This is a genomic window from Lachnospira pectinoschiza (assembly GCF_020564355.1).
GTDB lineage: Bacteria > Bacillota > Clostridia > Lachnospirales > Lachnospiraceae > Lachnospira > Lachnospira intestinalis.
In genome coordinates this window covers 351,697-371,196 of record NZ_JAJCRR010000003.1, presented here as the reverse complement: position 1 = coordinate 371,196, position 19,500 = coordinate 351,697, and the positions used below count along the sequence as shown (strand labels likewise).

Genomic DNA, 19,500 nt, shown 5'->3' with positions numbered 1-19,500 from the left:
ACTGATTTACTGTAACTTTTGTACAAAACCATTCCCCATTACTTCACGAACATCACCAACGATTAAAAAGCTGTTTTCGTCTATTTCCATTACGATTTCTTTCAGATACGGTATCTGTTTGATTGAAACCACGCACAGCAGCACACTTTTTTCCTGCTGCGTATAGACCCCGCTTGCAGGAAACCGTGTAATGCCACGGTGCATTTTTTCCATAACCACCGGTGCAATCTGCTCATTTTTATCGGAAATAATCCACACTGCCCTTGCCTGCTTCGTGCCTTCCAGCACCGTATCTGTCACCAGCGCCGTGACATAAACGGCAATAATGGCATACAGACTGACACTCATTCCGAATACCAGCACACCTGCAATAATAACCGCCATGTCCAGCACCTGAATAATACTTGCCAGTGCATACTGGCGGAAAAACCGGTGCAGCAATACCCCCAGCATATCCGTTCCGCCGGTTGTAAATCCGGATTTTAACACCAGTCCGATACCGGCTCCGCAGGCTGCCCCGCCATACACTGCCGCCAGCAGATAATCCGCTGCATCTACGGGAACTGCCGGAAGCACCGCCAGGTACAGTGTAAGCAGTACCGCCCCGGTAACAGTGTTTTTTATAAATTCTTTTCCTTCTATATAAAATGCAGCAATAAACAATGGCACATTTAATGTAACATTGGTAATCCACAGTGGCACGCCGCCCGCCCATACGCCACCTGTTACACGGTTTACAATGACTCCAATTCCCGAAAATCCGCCGGTCACCATACCCACCGACTGATAAATGCTCTTATATGCTGCCGCCATCAAAAATGTCCCTGCCGCCAAATACAAATACCGCTTCATCCCACACTCCGCTTTCCTTACTTTTCCCACAGTATGCCCGGAAAATGTGCGGACTATACTAACCAGTGAAAATAGTTCGTTCGGCGAAGTTTTCCTCCACCATCCAACAAAGGTGCTGGACCAAAGTCAAGTAACACTATGATAAAATCCCTCCGGGCTGCCACCCTACTCCAGCGAAAATAGTTCGTTCGGCATCGCCACAGTCCAGCAAATGTGCTGGACCGAAGTTAAGTAACACGTTGAGGGACAGCACATTTGCTGGACCATATTTGTATAAAATGTGACATTTTTTCTCTTTTTTCTTCATTTTTTTGTAAAAAAGTGTTGCATTTTCCAAATCCTTGTATTATAATACATACATAAGATACAAACAGTTGATAAGATATTTGAAAGAGGTGCAATATGGATATAGCTTCTTTATCAACAGCAATGAGCACACAGAACATTTTGAACGATGTCAGTGTTGCGATGCTTAGTAAATCGTTAGATACCGTCGAAGATATGGGCGATGGAATGGTAAAGATTATGGAATCTTCCGTTACTCCTTATCTTGGACAGAATATAGATTACTACGTTTAGTTTTTCTTATTATTTTTTCCTTTCTCATTTTCTTATAAAAAGGGAGTTGTTATGAAGTAATTCATATACAACTCCTTTTTTATTTAGTTTCTAAACCTTACTTTGATATAAGGTTCAGAAACTTTTATATTCTTTTTAACTTATGCATTTCCTCTATGTATCCCCCACTCTCGCTCTGTCCCGGCATTCCTGCTTTTCCTGCGGATTCCGGTTTGTGTTTTTCGCTTCCAATTTTCGTTTTTTCTCTTTAATAAAATACAGCCGCCACAATCCACAAAATCACAAGAAATACAACATTCCAGCCGGTAAATACCAACATATACTTTCCTTTTTCACTTTGTGGCGTAAGCGCATACTGCTTATAAGAAATCAGACTTGCCATTGATGCAATCAGTGTTCCCAGTCCGCCGATATTCGTGCCGAGAATCAGCGCATTGATATTTTCCGTAAAGCCCGACAGCAGCACCGCCGCCGGTACATTACTGATTATCTGGCTTGCAAAAATTGATGCTGCCAGTTCGTGTCCGCCCACATGTGTCCTTAAAAAAGCACTGAAGCCGTCCATATTTTTAATGTTACCCACAAGAATAAAAAATGCCACAAATGTTATCAACAGCATATAATCCGGCTTTGTGAACAACTGTCTGTCCAATACAAAAAGGACACCGATAACAATAGCCAGTAACATTCTGTAATCCAGTACATGAAGCACTGTCAGAATACACAGGAAAAACAGTGTCAAATATCCACACAGCCGTACTTTCTCATCTTTTGCATTTTCCCGGACCATTTCCTCTTTATCCGATACTTCCGCCCCTGACATCTTTCTGTCTGACAACCCTCTGTCTGCTGCCTTTCTGTCTGATATAGCCCTGCCTGCCGCTTTTCTGTCTGCCGCTCCCTGTTCCAAAATAGCTCTCTCCGCCTGCACCTTAATTTCCCTTTTAGGAATACAAAGCGACGTCACCAGCAGTAATCCAAGTGACACCGCCGTCACCGGAAACATCAGCTTTAAAAACGCTGTAACCGGACTGCACGACAGCGAATACAAATAGAGATTCTGTGGATTCCCGATTGGCGTACACATACTGCCGAGATTCGCCGCAATCGTCTGCATAACAATGACAAAAATCAGATTTTCTGTCAGACCTGCCGCCTGTAATACCGCCACCGCAAACGGTACAAAAGTCAGCAGGGCGACATCATTTGTAATCCACATACTGGCAAAAAAGCAGCCAAGTACCAGTACAAGCTCCAGTTGTCTTGCATTTTTTACATAGCACAGCATTTTTTTAATAAGCCATTCAAACAGTCCCACACTGCGAAAGCCCGCAACTACTGCCATAAAACAAAACAACAGTGTAAGCACGCAGTAATCGATATAACGAAAATAGTCTGCTGACGGGTGAATTATAAACATGCTCACCACAGCCAGCAGACCCGCAATGCACAAAACCGTTTCTTTTTTAACAAATGTTACAAGTTTTTTTGCTGCATTCATTTTTCATATCCTCATTTCAAAAACATTTTAATGTGCCAAATCCGAAAAGTTCATTCACCCCATCCACTTCATCTTTTCACAGAAAAGGACAATATCGTGACATTTCTATCACAATACTGTCCCCAAAATATTTTTATCCAAAGCATTTTCATCCGGAAACTTTATATAAATTCTATATAAAGCATATATGCAAGTGCCGCCGCAACTGTTGCAATCAGCGGAGGTGTTATAAAACGCTCGCCGTTTTGCGGTTTAAAGCCCTTATGCAGCTGTTCTTTCAGATACTCCCATCGTCCGTTTCTGACTGCAATCTTTTTAAACAGCAGATAGGCAATTCCTAAAAACCCTGCCGCCACAAGTCCAAGCATCACAAGCTGTGCAATAATCACCGGCACACTGTTCATTGAACTTTCCGCTGCTCGCGCACTCTGTTCAAGCAGTTCACTGCCGCCTGATGTCATTGACACCAGCTGCATCAGAATCACCGAATAGGAATTCGCTGCAAAATGTGCCAGCATTGAAGAATACATAGAGCCTGTAGCCTCTACAAGCAGTGCAAATATAATTCCCATTACCGCCGCATAACTTAACTGATTGATATTCAAATGCATCAGCCCAAAGACCAATCCGCTAAGCACCGCTGCCCCTAAAATTCCATTTTTTCTGTAAGAATGATAAATCAATCCACGGAAAACGAATTCTTCCACACACGCAGGCAGTACTGCAATAATCAGAAGCTGCAGCCAAAATGGATATGCAACCAGTTCCTGCACAGATCCCTGCACATAATTTGTTGAAAACAGTCCTGATACACTGTTGATAAATAACATCAGCGGAATCAGCGTATAACCAATCAGCAGGCTTAACAGTCCGTCCGATATCCGCAGTTTCCGGTACGGCATACACGCAATAATATTAATCTTATGGACTGCTACGTAAACCAGTGCCGGAAGCAGTACAATTGCCTGACTGATAAGATAACTGCCCCAAAGCGGTATATTCACACCCGTTACCGCAATAACAGCTCCTGCAAGAATCGTCAGCACAATACTGCTTACAAAAAGTACCGGAATAAATCTGTTAATTCGTTTACACATAGATTACTTCCATGCAATCGCTTCAACTTCAAGTAAAACGTCCTTTGGCAGTCTTGCAACTTCTACACAGGAACGTGCCGGGAACGGTTCTTTGAAATATTTCTTATAAATTTCGTTGATTTTGCCAAAATCGTTCATTTCCTTGATAAATACGGTTGTCTTTACAATATTTTCTACCTTAGAGCCTGAATCTTCTACCAGATGGCAAAGATTTTCAAATGCCTGCTCTGCCTGTGCTTCCACACCCTCTGCAATTTCACCGGTTGCAGGATTTACAGGAATGACACCTGATGTAAATACCATATTATTAATTTCAATTGCCTGTGAGTAAGGTCCAATTGCCCCCGGTGCTCTCTTTGTACTGATAACTTTCTGCATAATACTTTCTCTCCTTTTTACTTTTTCAGCTTGATACAGCTTTCTGCAATCTCAATTTTTCCTTCTTTTAACAGACGCCCGACCGCACGTTTAAACGCATTCTTACTCATATCAAATTCGGCTTTGATAATCTCAGGCGCTGCTTTATCTGTAAAAGGAAGACTTCCGCCTCTTTTTTCAATTGCATGATATATTATACTGGAATCTTCATCCATTTGTATATAGGCTTTTTGTTTCAGACTGATTGACAGTTTATGGTCATCGCGCACTTTCGATACTCTGCCGTGAATTGTATCGCCTATCTGAATCTTTCCGAATACTTCATTTTTCGGAATCATGCCAAAATAACGGTCATCTACCGCTACGTACACACCGTAATCCGGGTTAATTTCAATGACTGTTCCCTGTACGGCGCTGTCTTTTACATATGGACTGTCACAGCTTAAATAATCATATACGCGCATGGTTGCTGCCAGACGGTTACTCTTATCAACATAAAGTGCCGTCAGACAGATATCACCTTTTTCCACATGCGTTGTCTGCTCTTTAAATGGAAGGAACAAATCCTTTTCCAGTCCCCAGTCTAAAAATGCACCGATTTTACCGACTTCCGAAACCTTTAACTTTGCAATCTGTCCCAGTTCCAGCTTCGGTGTCTTCGTCGTCGCAATCAGACGGTCACTGGAATCACGGTAAACAAAAACCGTCAGTGCATCGCCCACTTCAATGTCCTGCGGAACCTGCTTCTTTGGCAGTAAAACTTTATCTTCTTCTGTACCAAGGTAAATACCAAAATCTACGATTTTTACAACATTCAAACATTGTGTTTTTCCTAATTCAATCATACCAATCTCCATTCCGCAGGCATTTTAATGCCGGAGGAATCGCGAACTGAATCTATTCAGTTCTGCGATAAGGACAGTTTTGTGACGCCTGCGGCACAAAACTGTTGTGTGAAAATCTTAGATTTAAGGATTTTCACACCAATCTCCATTCTGAGCAACTTGTTGCGAAGCGGCGATGAGAAATTCGCGAAGGCGATTTCTCATCTGCCATCATAGCTATTTGTTTTGCTCCGAAACAAATAGTTCTATAATGCAAAAAATCCCTCGCAATCATGCGAGGGATAAAGGACTGGGCTTGAGGGACTCGAACCCCCACAATGCTGGAATCAGAATCCAGTGCCTTACCATTTGGCGAAAGCCCAATGTCGTTTGCCGTATGTCGTAACGACAAGATGTATTATATAATAACAAAAAATAAAATGCAAGCACTTTTTTCATTTTTTTTGAAATTTTTTGTTATTTTTTTGCAATTTCAGTATTCATGCGGCTTCCCGGCATTTATTTCTTTGTTATTTTTTTAAATGTCATCAAAACCGGAAACCCTTCCCGGTATTCCTTTACAATGTACGGATGCTCCTTCGCATATTCATAAATGGTTTTTCCAAGTCCGTCTTCAACCAACGCCTTCATCTGTTCCAGCGGCACCTGATTGATTGCCGGACAGGTCGGTGTCAGTGCAATGACATACTTTTCATTTTCCTTCATAATCCGGAGCGGCCATATTTTACAGTCAAACGGCTTTTCTTCATTATTTAACGTACAGCCCTTGTGCGCATCCAGAAATTCACAGGCGGCTTCCTCCTCGGAATCCTGCGTACGATATTTCCCTGTTAAATCCATCTGACCGTATTCTTTTCCCGAAACCGTCTGCTTTTTAAACACAACCGGACTGCCCTTCTTTTCCAGTGAATCCATAACCTCTTTCGGAAACAGTGGTGTTTCCCAAAGACTGCATCTTCTGAACGAACAGCAGAAACGGCACTCGGCACACGTTTCTTTTTTCAAAACTTTTGAAAGCATTTTCTCTCCTTCTTTCCAATCAGACCCGCAGATTTATTCTGTAGTGTCCTGTCATTTTAAATGTGCATTATATTTCTTAACCAGCATTTTAGGATGGTAGGACATTTTTGCCTTACGAAGCCCCTCAATTCCGATATCTTCTTCGCGATTCAGCCATGTGCAGTTTAACGTCTGTGCAAACAGCCTGTTAATCGCCGCATATGCACCATTTGTCACACATTCACCGACCGCCTTTTCAAAATGAATATCACACGTATCTTCATTAATATAAGAAGCAACCGTCATCGCCGCCGGTGTATCATTGACGTATAAAAGCCCGCCTGAAAGCTCTAACTGTTCAAAATGCTCCAGCGCTTCTTTGACCGCCGCATATTCTTTTTTCTGCGACTCGTCTTCTTCCTGCAAATGTTCATAATACCACATATCTTCCACAAGCACCGCATCCTGCCAGTTTGCCGCGCCTATCTGCTCAAAGCGGTATTCCGGATACGTCCTTACAAACTTTGAAAAATGATTTTTCTTCTTATGAAATGCCTTTCCTGCCAGATTTGCCAGTTCTTCCTGCGAATAAATGTAGTCGCTGTCCCCCGGATTGCTCTCAAATACAAATGTATCCGGGAAAAACTCCTCTAACATCTGCTTTTGTTCTTCCGTGAGCAGACAGAAGCACAGCGGCTCCCTGCGTTTTTCTGCATCCTCTTTTAATGCTTGCAGTGCTTTTTCCTGGCTGCCTGTGCCTATCGGAAAGGTATATCCCTTTCTTCCGTAATAGCCGTTGTAGTGCCGCAGTAAAAAGCCTCTGTAACTGCAAATCTGTATGTCATATTTTTCACGAAGCAGATACATATTGGCAAATGAAACATCACTGCCCATATTTCCTGATTCCGCAATTATTTTCCGAATCCAGTCACCATCGGAAATGGAAGGTGTTGACCATTCAAGCATAACCTTAAAGCTTCTCCGTTCTATCATTATTAAGCGCCTTACGCATTTAATATCCATATTTTGCCCTATTTTAGCATATCGACCGGTACTTCACAACCAACGCGCCATAAAATTTCTCTAAAATCCGTCAAATACATTGACCCTGCATTTTGTTTCCAGTAAAATAGATTATTAGCATATTGAAAGGAGCTCTTAAAAAACGTATGAATAAAAAAAATATTTCACTGATTTTAATTGGCATTTTACTGCTTGTGTTACAGTTCTATGTCCGGGTCGGCAATGCCACAATTGATGTCTTTTCTGACGTCATCGGCTTTATCCTGATTGTCATTGGTATTTTACCGCTTGCCCCACGTAATGTGTTATTTAAAAAAGCAAGACTTGCCGCTATTTTAGGAACGGCTGCCGCCGTTATCGGTCAGGCACTGCTTTTTAAGGACTGGGGTGACAGCGCTTCTCAGATGCGCACAATGGCTGCCGGTCTTTCTACTATTTTTACAATTTACTTTACTTATTATTTTACGGAAGCCATCATATTAGAAGCAAAATTTCAGGAAAAATCTGCCACAACACGTTCTTTCAGAATCGTATGGCTGTTGCTGGGTGCATTGGTATTTATTCATTATATCGCATTTATGTCCAATATTTCCCTTGCCTCGATTCTTGTCGGTGCAGGTTCCGGCATTTGTGCCATTTACTACTGTTCAACCATGCTGACTGCCTGTAAGCAGCTTTATATGGAAGGTCTTCCTACAAAGCATATGGACATTTCCGCAGAAAAAGCTTCAAAAAAATAAGTGCAGGCAATTGCTGTATTTACATTCTTCGTTTCTGTCTGTACCACATTGACAGATACAGCTGTTGTAGATAAAATAAGCACATAGAGATGGAGATTAGAAATGAAAAAGCTTGAAATTATTATAAGACCTGAGCGTCTTGACGATTTAAAGACAATTTTAAACAGCTGTAATGCACACGGTCTGATGATTACCAATATCATGGGATACGGAAGCCAGAAAGGGCATAAACAGGCTTACAACGGTGTTGATTTTGGCGGTAACCTGCTTCCGAAGGTTAAGGTTGAAACGATTGTCGATGATGATACCGCAGAAAAGATTATTGATTTAGTTATTGAAGAAATTAATACCGGTCTTTACGGCGATGGTAAAATCTTTGTCTACGATGTCTGCGATGCGGTTCGTATCCGTACCGGCGAGCGCGGTGTTGATGCATTATAGTACATTTTTTTTACAGAATATATTTTACGATTATCAACGGGGATAATTACAGACTGTTTCGACAGAGTAATTATCCCCTTTTTGTATATTATTTTCGTTATCTGTATCCCATAACCGTACAGATATAGACGGAATATTTTATTCCAAAAAAAGTCCCGCAGGATACTACCCAATCCTGCGGGACTTTTTATTTTGGTCTTTTACTGCTTTCATTTTCACTGCATTTTATATTTACAGCTCATCTGTATCCGCTTCATCTTTTTTCACATACTGCTGCAAAATTCTTGAAAAAATAAATGAATCAATATAAAAAATCAACGGAATCGATATAAACATAATACCGACATACTGCGTTGTAAAATAAATCAGCCCATATGTAGCAATCATCATGCTGATGGTCTGTGGCAGATGGTGCATGCAAAGCACCAGTGCATTCTTTATCGTTGCAAATACGGTATTGTCAAACTTTGCAAGCACCGGAAATACATACAGCACAACCGCTGCCAGCACAATTAAAATACCGATTGCCGCAAACATCAGCAGCTGTACCAGCGTACCGCCGCCGTCTGCTGCCCATTTTGCACAGACATTAATGTCTACCAGAAGGATTGCCGCAAACGCTGCTAAAATCAGTTCAATCAAAATACTCTGCTTTAAATTCTGCTTAAAGGATTTAAAAAATTCCTTCCAGACATAGCCTTCTTCATCCCTTGCCATTTTCAATGCCGCATAAAACACCGCCGTCAGCGATGCACCGATTGTAATAACCGGAATACTGCACACCATCGCCAGCAGGGTCAGAATAATAAAATCACCGGCTTTGGTGAGTGTCTTAAAAAATTTACCGTTTATGTCAAATACGCCCATTCTTCTACCTTTCACTCTCTGTATTGATAACATGTATGATTATATATGGATACTGTCGAAAAAGCAAAGCATTTTTCTTACTTTTTCATTAAATATTTCTAAAAGCAAGTGCCTTTTATACAAATTTATGTTACACTGACTAATGTCTTTCAAAATGGAACTGTAAACATTTGCAGAAAGGAGTACTATGAAGCCATTTTTTAAAAAGAAACCTGTAAAGGAACAGATGACTCCGTTTAAAGATTTGACTTTCTCCGAAAAAGTTCACTATATCTGGGAATATTACAAATATTTTATGCTTGCGGCAGTACTTGTAATCATTGCTGTTGTAAGCTTTGTCATCTCTTTTCAGCGTAACAATTATACAACCGCTTTCAGTATGGTTATTATTGACGGTAAAATGACCGGCTACGATACCGGAACCGATGCCATTACGACCGGTTTTACCGGATATCTTGGCATTGACGGCAAAAAGGAACGTGTGGAATGTGATTACAACTATTCCCTGATTCCAAAACTTTTAGACCAGGATGTCAGCGCCAGCCAGCAGAAAATCTACACACTGGCATCCACCGGCTCGATTGACGGTTATATCGCAAGTCCTGATTATATCGATTACTTCTCTACGGATAAAGAGCCGTTTTTAACGGATTTAAGAGAAGTTTTAACCGATAAGGAACTGGAAACCTTAGCCGGTAAAATCATTTACTATACCAAAGAAGACGGTACAAAAATTCCGATTGCACTGGATTTAACCGATACCAAGATCAAGACCGAAACGGACTTTACCATGGATAATCCGTGCTACGGCATCGTTGTAACCGCGCCGAACTTAGAAAATGCTGTCGCCTTTATCCGCTACGCATTCGACTTATAAGTTGATACTGCAGCAGTACCGATTCATTCCGTTAATTGATACTGCAAACATACAGATTTATTCCGTCAATATCCTCCGCATAAACTGTAAATCCCAGTTTTTGTGCGAGGCTGATTGACGGAATATTTTTTTGATGACAGCATAAAAATAAATGACTGCAAAGCTCTCGCTCCTTTACATAATCAAGAATTGCAAGGCACGCTTCCGCGGCATACCCCATGCCCTGCCACGGCTTTCCGATAAGATAGCCCAGTTCTTTTTGTAATTCTCCGTCAATTTCGCGGTTTTCAATCCCCGCCCGTCCGATGACTTTATTATCTTCCTTACGGATCACCAGCCACAAACCATGCTCGAAAAAGCCGTACATATTTTTGATGTACTGTCTTGTAAATTCTTCTTCCTCAGCCCTTTCATACAGCGGTTCAATATACGGACAGTCCCGCAGTGTATCATAGACCTCGTACAGACTGTCTAAATCCGCAAGCTGCATTTCCCGTAAAATCAGCCTGTCGGTTTCTGCAATCTCAAGGGGAAATCTGTAATATCTGCAATAAACGGTTTCCAAGTACATTTTGTCGATTGAATCGGTATTTTCCACGACATATTTTGCACTACCCCTGTAATCAAAGCCGTAACCGATTGACGGAATATTTTTTACAACTTCGGGCAGTTCCGTATCCTGTAAGTCTGTTAAAAGCACCCGCCCCGCCAACGGTTGTAACCGTTTCAACCGCTTATTAAATGTTTCAGACGGTCCTAAGGACTGCAGCTGCTCCCGGCAGAGAATTTTTAAGTCCCTTAGTTCCGGCTGTCTGCGCAGTTTTTCACATATCTTATATTCTTTTTCTTTATCCTGCATGATGACTGCGATTTCCCGCACATTTTTCTGCATATTTTTTATCCACTTTCTTATTTTCTCAATCTTTTTTATTTTTTGCCGATACACATAATATATATATATGATATCAGGGTCAAAGGGTTATTCACCCACATGAGCTTGCTCATAGGTGGGTGAATAACCAACACAAACTTATACCGTTATAATATCAAAGATAAGGAGGACCTGCAAATGTCATCTGCTTTTATAAATTCACTGGGCAGCAGCTTTGGCAGCCTTACAACAACACAAACGAAATCACAGTCAAGAACGAAAAAGAAAACTACGCAGTCCGGTAAAATTGTCGTTAAAAAGAACATGACCGCACAGGGGTATCTGATCCGCATGGCAAATGCCAAATCCCCGGCACAGGTTGCCGGCATTATCCGTGCCGCACGCGCCGATGCCAACGCCATGAAAAATTCAGATGCAGGAAAAACAGCCATTGCCGAAGCCCAAAAAATTGCCGATGCGATTGAAAATAAAGGGACTTTAAAAATCAGCCGTTTAAAAAAGGAACAGCTGCTCCGTCAGAAAAAACAGATTGAAGAATCCTGCGGTGCAAAGAAAAAAGCCGCTTTGACGTCCAAACAGCTTAAAAAGAAAAAACGCGCCCGCAAAGCCGAGGAACGCGCCGATGCCGCAAATGCCATAACACCGTATAAAAAACAAACAGAGGAAGACAACGAATCCAATCCCTCATCTTCCTCTGATATGACTACGCCCGGCAGTGTCATTGACGTTGCGGTTACGGCTGATACCGGCTGCGCACCCGCTGACGCTTCAAGCGTTGATGTCAGTTTATAAAATTTTTTTATCTCTGTACTTCATTTCCGCTTTCAGAAAATGCGAGCTGGCTGACTTCATCTGCCGTAACAAGGTTGAAATCACCGCTTACGGTATGCTTTAAGCAGCTGGCTGCATTTGCAAATTCAACCATTTTCTGAGCATCGTACTTCTGTAAGCAGGCATAAATCAGACCTGCACAGAACGCATCGCCCGCACCGATATAATCTAAAATGTGCATGAAATATTCTTTGCTGTAATAAGCCTTTCCGTCTGTATAAATCATAGACTGTAACTTAAAGGTTGTGATAGAAGTTTCTGTACGCCAAACTGCTGCCACCATTTTAAACGGAAAACGCTTCATGAGTTCTTTTGCAATATACTCGTTCTTTTCTGTGCCTTCTCCGACCGGCTCAAGCTGGAAAATACCAATCGCATCGTCTTCATTGGCAATACAGATATCTACATACTGGCAGATTTCCGTCATAACCTTGTTTGCCTTTTCACCGCTCCAGAGCTTGCTTCTGTAATTTAAGTCACAGCTGACGGTCATTCCCTTTTCCTTTGCTTTTTTGCAGGCTGTTAAGCAGACCTTAGCCAGTGTATCGCTGATTGCCGGTGTGATTCCTGAAAAATGGAACCATGTTGCATCTGCAAAAATGGCATCCCAGTCAAAATCACTTTCTTCTGCCAGTGCAATCGCTGAACCGCTTCTATTATAAATAACGTTTGATGGTCGCTGGCTGGTCTTCTTTTCCAGAAAATAAATACCAATCTGGTCGCCGCCGCGTACAATCTTACTGATGTCCACACCGTACTGGCGCAATGCATTGACTGCACTCTGACCGATTGCATGTTTTGGAAGCTTGGTTACATAAGCCGCATCCACACCGAAGTTGGATAAAGAAACGGCTGTGTTGGCTTCTCCGCCGCCGTATACGGCTTCAAACGAATGACACTGTGTAAAACGCTCACTGTTTTCCGGTGAAAGACGCAGCATAATTTCACCAAATGTAATAATTTTTTCCTTCATTTTATTCTTTCTCCATTTTCTATATATTGATATGAGTGTCAAAATACCTTTTTCCACTTATTTCATTTTGTGTCGTATTATAGCACATTTTTTGATACATTGTATAGTACATTTGCAAAAAATTTACGTTGACTTTTATGCAATGACTGGATACAATAACGAATATACTTGATATTCAGAAAGGAATTATTATTATGGCAAATCAAAATCCAGTTGTTACATTTACAATGGAAAATGGCGATATTATGAAAGCCGAGCTTTATCCGGAAGTTGCACCAAACACTGTCAACAACTTCATCAGCCTTGTAAAGAAGGGCTTTTATGACGGATTAATTTTCCACAGAATTATTGCAGGTTTCATGATTCAGGGCGGCGACCCGGAAGGTTCCGGCATGGGCGGTCCGGGATATTCTATCAAGGGTGAATTTAACATCAACGGTTTCCAGAATGACTTAAAGCATACAAAGGGTGTTCTTTCCATGGCGCGTGCACAGCACCCTGATTCTGCCGGTTCACAGTTTTTCATTATGCATGAAAACGCACCGCACTTAGACGGACAGTATGCGGCATTCGGCATGCTCACAGAAGGCGTTGACGTCTTAAATAAGATTGCCGAAACCGATACGGACTGGAGCGACAGACCACGCAATCCTCAGGTTATGAAGACGGTTACGGTTGAAACTTTCGGTGTCGATTATCCGGAACCGGAAACACTCTAATCGTTATTGCACATTTTAAAAATTGATAAATTAATAAATTGAACCCGGCAGAATTTCAAATGTATCCGATACATTAAAACTCTGCCGGTTTTTTATTCTGTTTGGCAGGATTTGATAGTCTTAATAGCTTTACTGTAGTTCATGGTCTTCGCCTGCACCGAACCGCACAATCTGAATCTTATCGCCGTTGCTTATAACAACATTAAACAGGGCTTCCGATGCCGTATCCTTTACACGTCCGCTGACCGCCGAATATCCTTTATCCTGCATCCATGTCTGGCTTTTTTCCGAATACATGGATATCTGTGTATTTAAAATCGGCAGTCCTCCTGTTTCTTCGTCCCGGATAGCACGTTCCATATGAAGATGTCCGCAATTATACAGCACAACATTTCCGTTCCAGTGCGAAAAATCTTTTTCAAACGCACCTGATTCAAAGGGTGTATGCGTATATGCCGCCGTTAAAATTTCACGCAGTACATCCCTGTTATCGCCTGCCACATACCCCTGCGGATAATCAAACGCATCATGGCACATAAACAGATAGTTACAGTCCTGTCTTGCCATTGCCGTATTCAGCAGCCAGTCAATCTGTTCATCCGAATAACCGTAAAAATACATTCCCATCTGCGCCTGCTTTCCGTCGGTTACGGTATCATCGCTGTCACTCATATTCAGGCAGACAACACGCGTATTCTTTCCCGGCAGGTCATAATAATAATACCCATTCTGATATTTTGCAGCATATTGAGGAAAATGTTCCATCGTAACCGAATACCATTCCTCACGGTTGATGATATAATCGGCATCAAACAGCAGATTACCGTCTTCCTGCGCCGAAAAACTGTTGTCATCGTGGTTGCCCTTTAAGATAAATACCGGCTTTTCACATGCCTCTAACACTTCGGAAATGGATTCAATCTTGTTCATTGCTATCTGCTTTCCGTTTTCTTCTGCATCTCTGCCGTTGTATAAATCCCCGCCGACACAGACAAAATCCACATCGGTATTGTTGGCAATATCCACAATCGCATGGAGCTGGCGGAATGCCGCCGTTTCCGTATCTTCTGACGTGTCAAAATGCAAATCGGTAATGAAAATGTATGAAACACTTTCGCCCGTAATATCGTCCTGCACGGTCTGAATCGTCTTTAACACTTCCTCTTTGTAGGATTCCGGGTAAGAATTATCCTGTGTTAAATTCACAGTCCTGTCTTTTTGTACATCAATTTGTGCCTGTGTCGTCTGCACATTTTTATCTTCCGTTGCCGTCTGTGTACACGCAGCCAGCGCAAACATAGAAACCGCCGCCGCTGTGATAATCAGTGTTTTTGTTTTTTTCATAGCATACTCCTTCGCTGAACAATTTTGTCTGGTGAATTGCTTTCGTCCGGAAGCAATTCGCCGTGTGAATAATCTATAATATAAGGATTATTCACACTCCTCCTATTCCGCAGGCATTTTTAATGCCTTTTTAGTGTAATAGTTAAAGTTCACTTTAAGTCAAGCTTTTTACTTAAATTTCACACTTTTATTATAATGATCTTTCTTTTGGAATGTCCAATATCTATTGTGCATATAGTTGTATGTTTTTTATGTATAGCAAAAGCGGTGCCGCATAGACATTTTATCTATACGGTACCGCCCTTTTTTCTTTTATTACATTTACAATACCCGTGCGCCGTTTATTCCATAGACACACACCAGAATGTACAGCACGTATCCGGGAATACACACTGCCTTAAAAATCCCCCTGATTCAGAAAGACTGCTCACTTAATATCCTTTACAAACTGCTCCAGCTTTTCCTTATTATCCTTTGCCTTATCACTGTGACGGTCTGCGAGGGCGACTTCACTTTTTAAATTTTTAAGTTTCTTTGACAACTGTGCAATACATCTGTCATTGTCCCCGCCGCCGCTGAATGTAAAGACAGCATTTATTCTATCAGCCACTCCGTACTTTTTAATAAAGGTGTTTACCGGAGATGCCGGTAAGCCCGCCCATATGGGTGTTCCCAATATAATTTCATCGTAATAATCTATATTATCGGGAACGCCTTTTATTTTCGGTGTTCTTCCAAATGTGGACTGCATTCCGCCGACAAGCATTTTCGCCGCCGGTTTTCGCGGAAGCGGCTTTGCCAAATCGATCTCAAATAATTTTGCGCCCAGTTTTCTTGCAATCTCTTTGGCGGCTTCTTTTGTATTTCCTGTTAATGAATAGTAAATAACTGCTTTGCTCATTGTGTTGTTCTCCATTTGTTCTTTATTTTATATGATTTGATAAACTTGAAGTTTTGCATACGTTATTCTTCTAATATTTTTGTAGGGTTCGCATCCGTTACAAATATCATACTATCATAAAGCACCGCAGGAGGTTGAAACATTCGATAACTTGGAGGAAGAAGTCGCATAATGATTGAGTAGCTTTCTCCAAGTGTTCCCATATAGGTGTATTCAGAAGCCTGCCTACCCAGTTCAGAATTTTCCGGGACTTTAGTAAAATCCAACCAACAAATATCAAATCCCGCCAGTTTTGCCGCCTTTGCTAAAGGGTCATGGGAATAAAACACCTGAATTGTACGCTTTTCAGGCGAACGGGTCGGCATATTGCAATGGGTTTTATAAAAATCGGTACCAATGACATAGTAACCGTTTGCTGCGTCCTTGGAAAGAAGTTTACCCATCGAGTCAGAACTGCCCCATTTTGCGACATGGCTGTTGTGACCTGTCACAAAGATTTTTTCATGCCCATTTCGCTGCTCCTGCTGTAAAATCCACTGTACATTTTCTGCCATAAATTGATCTCTTAATGTAGCACCATCAGCATTTGTCAGAGTTTGAAGCTCGGAATGCTGCATTAAAATATCTACAAAGTGAATTGCATTTTCCGAACCGTTCTTGCTTTCCAATTCTTTCTTCACTTGTGTAAGGGTTTCAATTCGAGTAGATAAATCGCATTCACTGCTCCAGTTTTCACCTTCCACAAGTTTCTGCAAGTTTGTTGTGTCCACTTCCAGTTCTTTGCAGGATTCTTTCAAAAACCTCATGCTGTAAGAAAGCCTCTGCATATCAAAACCGTAAAAGCGAAGGTCTTCGCCTTCCAATGCACTTTCATTGTACTGGCGCATATAGGAGATAAGTTCTGCCATCTCTTCCGTTCTATAAATGGAAAATCCAATCGCTGCGGCTGCTTCCTGTGCTGTCCCCTCACCGCCGTGTATATATCGGTTTACCTGCTCGCAACCGCCGTAGTCACCTTCAAGGGCAAACGCCCTAACACCATTCTTTTTTACCAGCTGCTTGAACACTTCCAGCTTCAACTGCTGAAATTCTGCATTTCCATGAGTAGCTTCTCCCAATGCAATTATTTTTGCACTTTCAGGCACGGTTATATTTTCCACGGGTTCAGCATAAGCTAAAAACTCTTTTGGATTCACATTTTCTCCTGTGCCAAAACCTCCAAAACGCATAAATACAAGTGCCGCTAAAGCCATAACACCTAATAATCCAAAAACGATATATCTTATCTTAAATCTTCTTGTCTTTTTATTCTTCATATCTAATAGACCTTTCCTTTATAATGAATCAGTTGTCTTACATCCGTTTTACACGCTTATTGTACTTCACGTAATAGTTCTTCTGCCGTAGTGTTGAACAATTTTGCAAGTGTAAGCAGATTGGAAGTGCTTGGGTCAGATGCTCCGGTCTCCCATTTAGAGACAGCCTGCCTGCTTACGCCGATAGATTCTGCAACAAACTCCTGCGTCATCTTACACTCTTCACGATGCTGCTTCAAAACCTCACCGAGAGATTTCTTGATGCTGGACTTTTCTTTTCTGACATTGCCTGATTTGACATATCTACTCAATGCTCTTATGAGGAAAATTCCCACAGTGATAAATGCCGCTATCACCGCCACCCCAATTAGCAGTACAATACCAAAAACAATAACTCCTAAAAAATCATATTTCACTTAATTACCTCCTTTCGTGACTTCATGATAGCGAAATTTCATGGTTGCTACCACCAACTATCACGATATTTCTTTGGTTGCGAACGGTTGCGGAACTAAAATAACACTTTTTTATGTAAAAGGCATATATGTAAATTAATAAAACGACAAATCCCGATTTCTCAGTTTCAAAAATTGGAAGTTATCGCTTTACTTTTGTTGTATCTTAGCCAAAATACTTTCTATTACAAGTGTTACTGTTATAAAGGCTCCTACAAGGGTATAGTAGTTTAAGCCATACATCAATGGCAAAAGAGAAATAACTACTGTAATAATGGAAAGGACAAACAATGCTTTGAGAACACCTTTCTTCTTCAATGAAAACAATGAAAGTAAGAAGATGGCAACAGTAAGTGTGGCTGTAATAAGTGGAGCAAAATTTGCATAGCCAAACGGTGTAAGGCTAAAGTATGAGAATGTTTCTTTTACTCTTTCTGTTGGAGATGTTGCAAAAATACAAACTGCTCCCAAGGGTAATAATTCTAACACTATTGTTAAAGCTGGCAAAACCGCTAAGCAGACTTTCTTCATGTTGTATATCTCCTTTACAAATTCCGATTGAGATTTCACCTGTTTTAAGAGATTTGATAACTGTTATATCTTGTTATTAAATTCTCTGCCAACCCTTGAAAACACTGGATTTATCGCAGATGAGCTTTCCCTTATTCTTTCCCTTGTGTTATATCGTCCCATCAGTGTTTACGAATTCTGATAAGGGCAAATACAAGGGCAAGAAAATCATATAAAACAGTATAACACAAAATAAAAGTGACATGGTGAACTGATTGAAATGCTTCTGATTTTTGTATCTGATGATTGATTGAATGATAAGGAGATAGGATACGATGAGAACGATATTTTCAGAATACAATCCACACAGAAACAGTATTGATGTTTATACCAGTGCTGGCTATATGCTTCGCATTGATTGTTGGGAAGCAGAAAAGAATTTAAAAACCACTCCCGGATCAGACTGTGCATTAACTTCACTTGCAGTTGATGAACCACTTGAATATGCAAGATTATATCTTGATGGAAATTTGCAGATGTGGGTGAACGCGGAAGATTCATTAGAGATATAGAAATACCTTTTAGAACAAAGTAGTCTTTCGCCTCTACGAATATAATTGTGAATTAGACGCTTATATCCGAAATAAACAATTGGAACATACCCGACAGGAGAACTTTCTTTGATAAGTCACGAAAAGAAACAGTCTATCAGAAAATGCAATCTGACACATAGACGGGCTCGACACATAGAATAAACAAGAGGACTTTCATTCACCCTGTTACATTTTACAGTTCACCTTTCTTTTTGGATATGTCCACACAATTCATATCATTAGGTTAAATACTTCCTGTTGTGTATTGACAGTAGACTGATTTTCTGATAAAATAAAATTTATGTAAAAGGAGGCGGCGTTTATGTTGCATAGCATGCGTATTAGATAAGCATTGAAAAAAAGGATTTTCCCATTTTCAACATGGGCTTTTTTGTCATGCTTATTTTGCGGATGCTATACAAAAAACTAACGACGTATAGATATAGTATAGACATAGTGCAAGCTATGCCTTAGTTTTGTTGTACTGCTCTGTGCATTATAAATGCAGGTCAATGCTCATGTTGAGGATTGACCTGCATTTTTTTGTGTAAAAAGGACGAGTGAAATATAATGCTTAAAAAATATTGGATAAAATGTCCGATTTGTAACGGAAAGACGAGAGTTCAAGTATTTCATAATACTGTATTAAAAGATTTTCCTCTTTTCTGCCCTAAATGCAAATTGACGCATATCATTGATGTAGAAAAATTAGAGATTGTAATCAAAAATACAGAAAAACAAACTTTTATTATTTAGAAGAAAGGATA

At 40.8% G+C, this 19,500-nt stretch carries 23 protein-coding genes and 1 tRNA gene; 8 read left to right on the top strand and 16 right to left on the bottom strand.

Annotated elements, in window-relative coordinates; all coding sequences use genetic code 11:
- Positions 1 to 6 precede the first annotated feature (6 nt).
- Positions 7 to 852, bottom strand: a complete 846-nt coding sequence (locus LI288_RS07865) for a YitT family protein (RefSeq protein ID WP_022432565.1) — start codon at positions 850 to 852, stop codon at positions 7 to 9.
- Between the two features lie 402 nt (positions 853 to 1,254).
- Here LI288_RS07865 and LI288_RS07860 point away from each other — a divergent pair, with 402 nt between their 5' ends.
- A complete protein-coding gene (locus LI288_RS07860; RefSeq protein WP_022432564.1) occupies positions 1,255 to 1,431 on the top strand; it encodes a YjfB family protein in 177 nt (58 codons plus the stop codon).
- 247 nt (positions 1,432 to 1,678) lie between these two features.
- On the opposite strand, the gene LI288_RS07855 is transcribed toward LI288_RS07860, so the two are convergent.
- The 7 genes from LI288_RS07855 to LI288_RS07825 form a co-directional block, all read right to left on the bottom strand.
- The gene (locus LI288_RS07855; RefSeq protein ID WP_227090008.1) at positions 1,679 to 2,932 is read right to left on the bottom strand and encodes an SLC13 family permease; all 1,254 of its coding nucleotides are present in this window, start codon (positions 2,930 to 2,932) and stop codon (positions 1,679 to 1,681) included.
- 161 nt (positions 2,933 to 3,093) lie between these two features.
- Positions 3,094 to 4,029, bottom strand: a complete 936-nt coding sequence (locus LI288_RS07850) for a CPBP family intramembrane glutamic endopeptidase (protein WP_227090007.1) — start codon at positions 4,027 to 4,029, stop codon at positions 3,094 to 3,096.
- Between the two features lie 3 nt (positions 4,030 to 4,032).
- On the bottom strand, positions 4,033 to 4,407 hold the full coding sequence (locus tag LI288_RS07845) for a RidA family protein (protein WP_022432561.1): 375 nt from the start codon (positions 4,405 to 4,407) through the stop codon (positions 4,033 to 4,035).
- A 17-nt stretch (positions 4,408 to 4,424) separates the two neighbouring features.
- On the bottom strand, positions 4,425 to 5,252 hold the full coding sequence (locus LI288_RS07840; protein ID WP_227090006.1) for a CvfB family protein: 828 nt from the start codon (positions 5,250 to 5,252) through the stop codon (positions 4,425 to 4,427).
- 289 nt (positions 5,253 to 5,541) lie between these two features.
- A tRNA-Gln gene (locus LI288_RS07835) sits at positions 5,542 to 5,614 on the bottom strand.
- A 136-nt stretch (positions 5,615 to 5,750) separates the two neighbouring features.
- Positions 5,751 to 6,272, bottom strand: coding sequence for a hypothetical protein (locus LI288_RS07830; RefSeq protein ID WP_227090005.1), 522 nt, complete (start codon positions 6,270 to 6,272; stop codon positions 5,751 to 5,753).
- Positions 6,273 to 6,323: 51 nt separating this feature from the next.
- The gene (locus LI288_RS07825; protein WP_227090004.1) at positions 6,324 to 7,217 is read right to left on the bottom strand and encodes a DUF2156 domain-containing protein; all 894 of its coding nucleotides are present in this window, start codon (positions 7,215 to 7,217) and stop codon (positions 6,324 to 6,326) included.
- Positions 7,218 to 7,420: 203 nt separating this feature from the next.
- Here LI288_RS07825 and LI288_RS07820 point away from each other — a divergent pair, with 203 nt between their 5' ends.
- On the top strand, positions 7,421 to 8,014 hold the full coding sequence (locus tag LI288_RS07820; protein ID WP_227090003.1) for a hypothetical protein: 594 nt from the start codon (positions 7,421 to 7,423) through the stop codon (positions 8,012 to 8,014).
- Between the two features lie 102 nt (positions 8,015 to 8,116).
- The gene (locus LI288_RS07815) at positions 8,117 to 8,455 is read left to right on the top strand and encodes a P-II family nitrogen regulator (protein ID WP_022432556.1); all 339 of its coding nucleotides are present in this window, start codon (positions 8,117 to 8,119) and stop codon (positions 8,453 to 8,455) included.
- A 231-nt stretch (positions 8,456 to 8,686) separates the two neighbouring features.
- Here the strand turns inward: LI288_RS07815 and LI288_RS07810 are convergent, their stop codons facing one another.
- Positions 8,687 to 9,322 carry a YesL family protein gene (locus LI288_RS07810; RefSeq protein ID WP_227090002.1) on the bottom strand — a complete coding sequence of 212 codons (636 nt, stop codon included), beginning with the start codon at positions 9,320 to 9,322 and terminating at the stop codon, positions 8,687 to 8,689.
- Between the two features lie 187 nt (positions 9,323 to 9,509).
- On the opposite strand from LI288_RS07810, the gene LI288_RS07805 reads away from it, so the two are divergent.
- A complete protein-coding gene (locus tag LI288_RS07805) occupies positions 9,510 to 10,199 on the top strand; it encodes a hypothetical protein (protein ID WP_022432554.1) in 690 nt (229 codons plus the stop codon).
- A 31-nt stretch (positions 10,200 to 10,230) separates the two neighbouring features.
- On the opposite strand, the gene LI288_RS07800 is transcribed toward LI288_RS07805, so the two are convergent.
- On the bottom strand, positions 10,231 to 11,091 hold the full coding sequence (locus LI288_RS07800; RefSeq protein WP_227090001.1) for a GNAT family N-acetyltransferase: 861 nt from the start codon (positions 11,089 to 11,091) through the stop codon (positions 10,231 to 10,233).
- Positions 11,092 to 11,268: 177 nt separating this feature from the next.
- Here LI288_RS07800 and LI288_RS07795 point away from each other — a divergent pair, with 177 nt between their 5' ends.
- Positions 11,269 to 11,883, top strand: a complete 615-nt coding sequence (locus tag LI288_RS07795; RefSeq protein ID WP_227090000.1) for a hypothetical protein — start codon at positions 11,269 to 11,271, stop codon at positions 11,881 to 11,883.
- A gap of 7 nt (positions 11,884 to 11,890) precedes the next feature.
- Here LI288_RS07795 and LI288_RS07790 read toward each other — a convergent pair whose 3' ends face one another.
- Positions 11,891 to 12,895 carry a sugar kinase gene (locus LI288_RS07790; protein ID WP_227089999.1) on the bottom strand — a complete coding sequence of 335 codons (1,005 nt, stop codon included), beginning with the start codon at positions 12,893 to 12,895 and terminating at the stop codon, positions 11,891 to 11,893.
- A gap of 194 nt (positions 12,896 to 13,089) precedes the next feature.
- Here LI288_RS07790 and LI288_RS07785 point away from each other — a divergent pair, with 194 nt between their 5' ends.
- Positions 13,090 to 13,614, top strand: a complete 525-nt coding sequence (locus tag LI288_RS07785) for a peptidylprolyl isomerase (protein ID WP_227089998.1) — start codon at positions 13,090 to 13,092, stop codon at positions 13,612 to 13,614.
- A gap of 129 nt (positions 13,615 to 13,743) precedes the next feature.
- On the opposite strand, the gene LI288_RS07780 is transcribed toward LI288_RS07785, so the two are convergent.
- The 5 genes from LI288_RS07780 to LI288_RS07760 form a co-directional block, all read right to left on the bottom strand.
- The gene (locus tag LI288_RS07780) at positions 13,744 to 14,958 is read right to left on the bottom strand and encodes a metallophosphoesterase family protein (protein WP_227089997.1); all 1,215 of its coding nucleotides are present in this window, start codon (positions 14,956 to 14,958) and stop codon (positions 13,744 to 13,746) included.
- A gap of 427 nt (positions 14,959 to 15,385) precedes the next feature.
- Positions 15,386 to 15,859 carry a flavodoxin gene (locus LI288_RS07775; RefSeq protein WP_022432550.1) on the bottom strand — a complete coding sequence of 158 codons (474 nt, stop codon included), beginning with the start codon at positions 15,857 to 15,859 and terminating at the stop codon, positions 15,386 to 15,388.
- 62 nt (positions 15,860 to 15,921) lie between these two features.
- Positions 15,922 to 17,175 carry an erythromycin esterase family protein gene (locus LI288_RS07770; RefSeq protein ID WP_227089996.1) on the bottom strand — a complete coding sequence of 418 codons (1,254 nt, stop codon included), beginning with the start codon at positions 17,173 to 17,175 and terminating at the stop codon, positions 15,922 to 15,924.
- Positions 17,176 to 17,231: 56 nt separating this feature from the next.
- Positions 17,232 to 17,591 (bottom strand): helix-turn-helix transcriptional regulator, encoded by a 360-nt coding sequence (locus tag LI288_RS07765; RefSeq protein ID WP_014078281.1) that lies wholly within the window; start codon positions 17,589 to 17,591, stop codon positions 17,232 to 17,234.
- Between the two features lie 189 nt (positions 17,592 to 17,780).
- Positions 17,781 to 18,161: a hypothetical protein gene (locus LI288_RS07760; RefSeq protein ID WP_117998218.1), complete on the bottom strand. Its 381-nt coding sequence runs from the start codon at positions 18,159 to 18,161 to the stop codon at positions 17,781 to 17,783.
- A 314-nt stretch (positions 18,162 to 18,475) separates the two neighbouring features.
- Between LI288_RS07760 and LI288_RS07755 the strand changes: the two genes are divergently transcribed.
- Positions 18,476 to 18,712 carry a DUF6061 family protein gene (locus tag LI288_RS07755; protein ID WP_227089995.1) on the top strand — a complete coding sequence of 79 codons (237 nt, stop codon included), beginning with the start codon at positions 18,476 to 18,478 and terminating at the stop codon, positions 18,710 to 18,712.
- 591 nt (positions 18,713 to 19,303) lie between these two features.
- On the top strand, positions 19,304 to 19,489 hold the full coding sequence (locus tag LI288_RS07750) for a cysteine-rich KTR domain-containing protein (protein ID WP_003431289.1): 186 nt from the start codon (positions 19,304 to 19,306) through the stop codon (positions 19,487 to 19,489).
- Positions 19,490 to 19,500 lie beyond the last annotated feature (11 nt).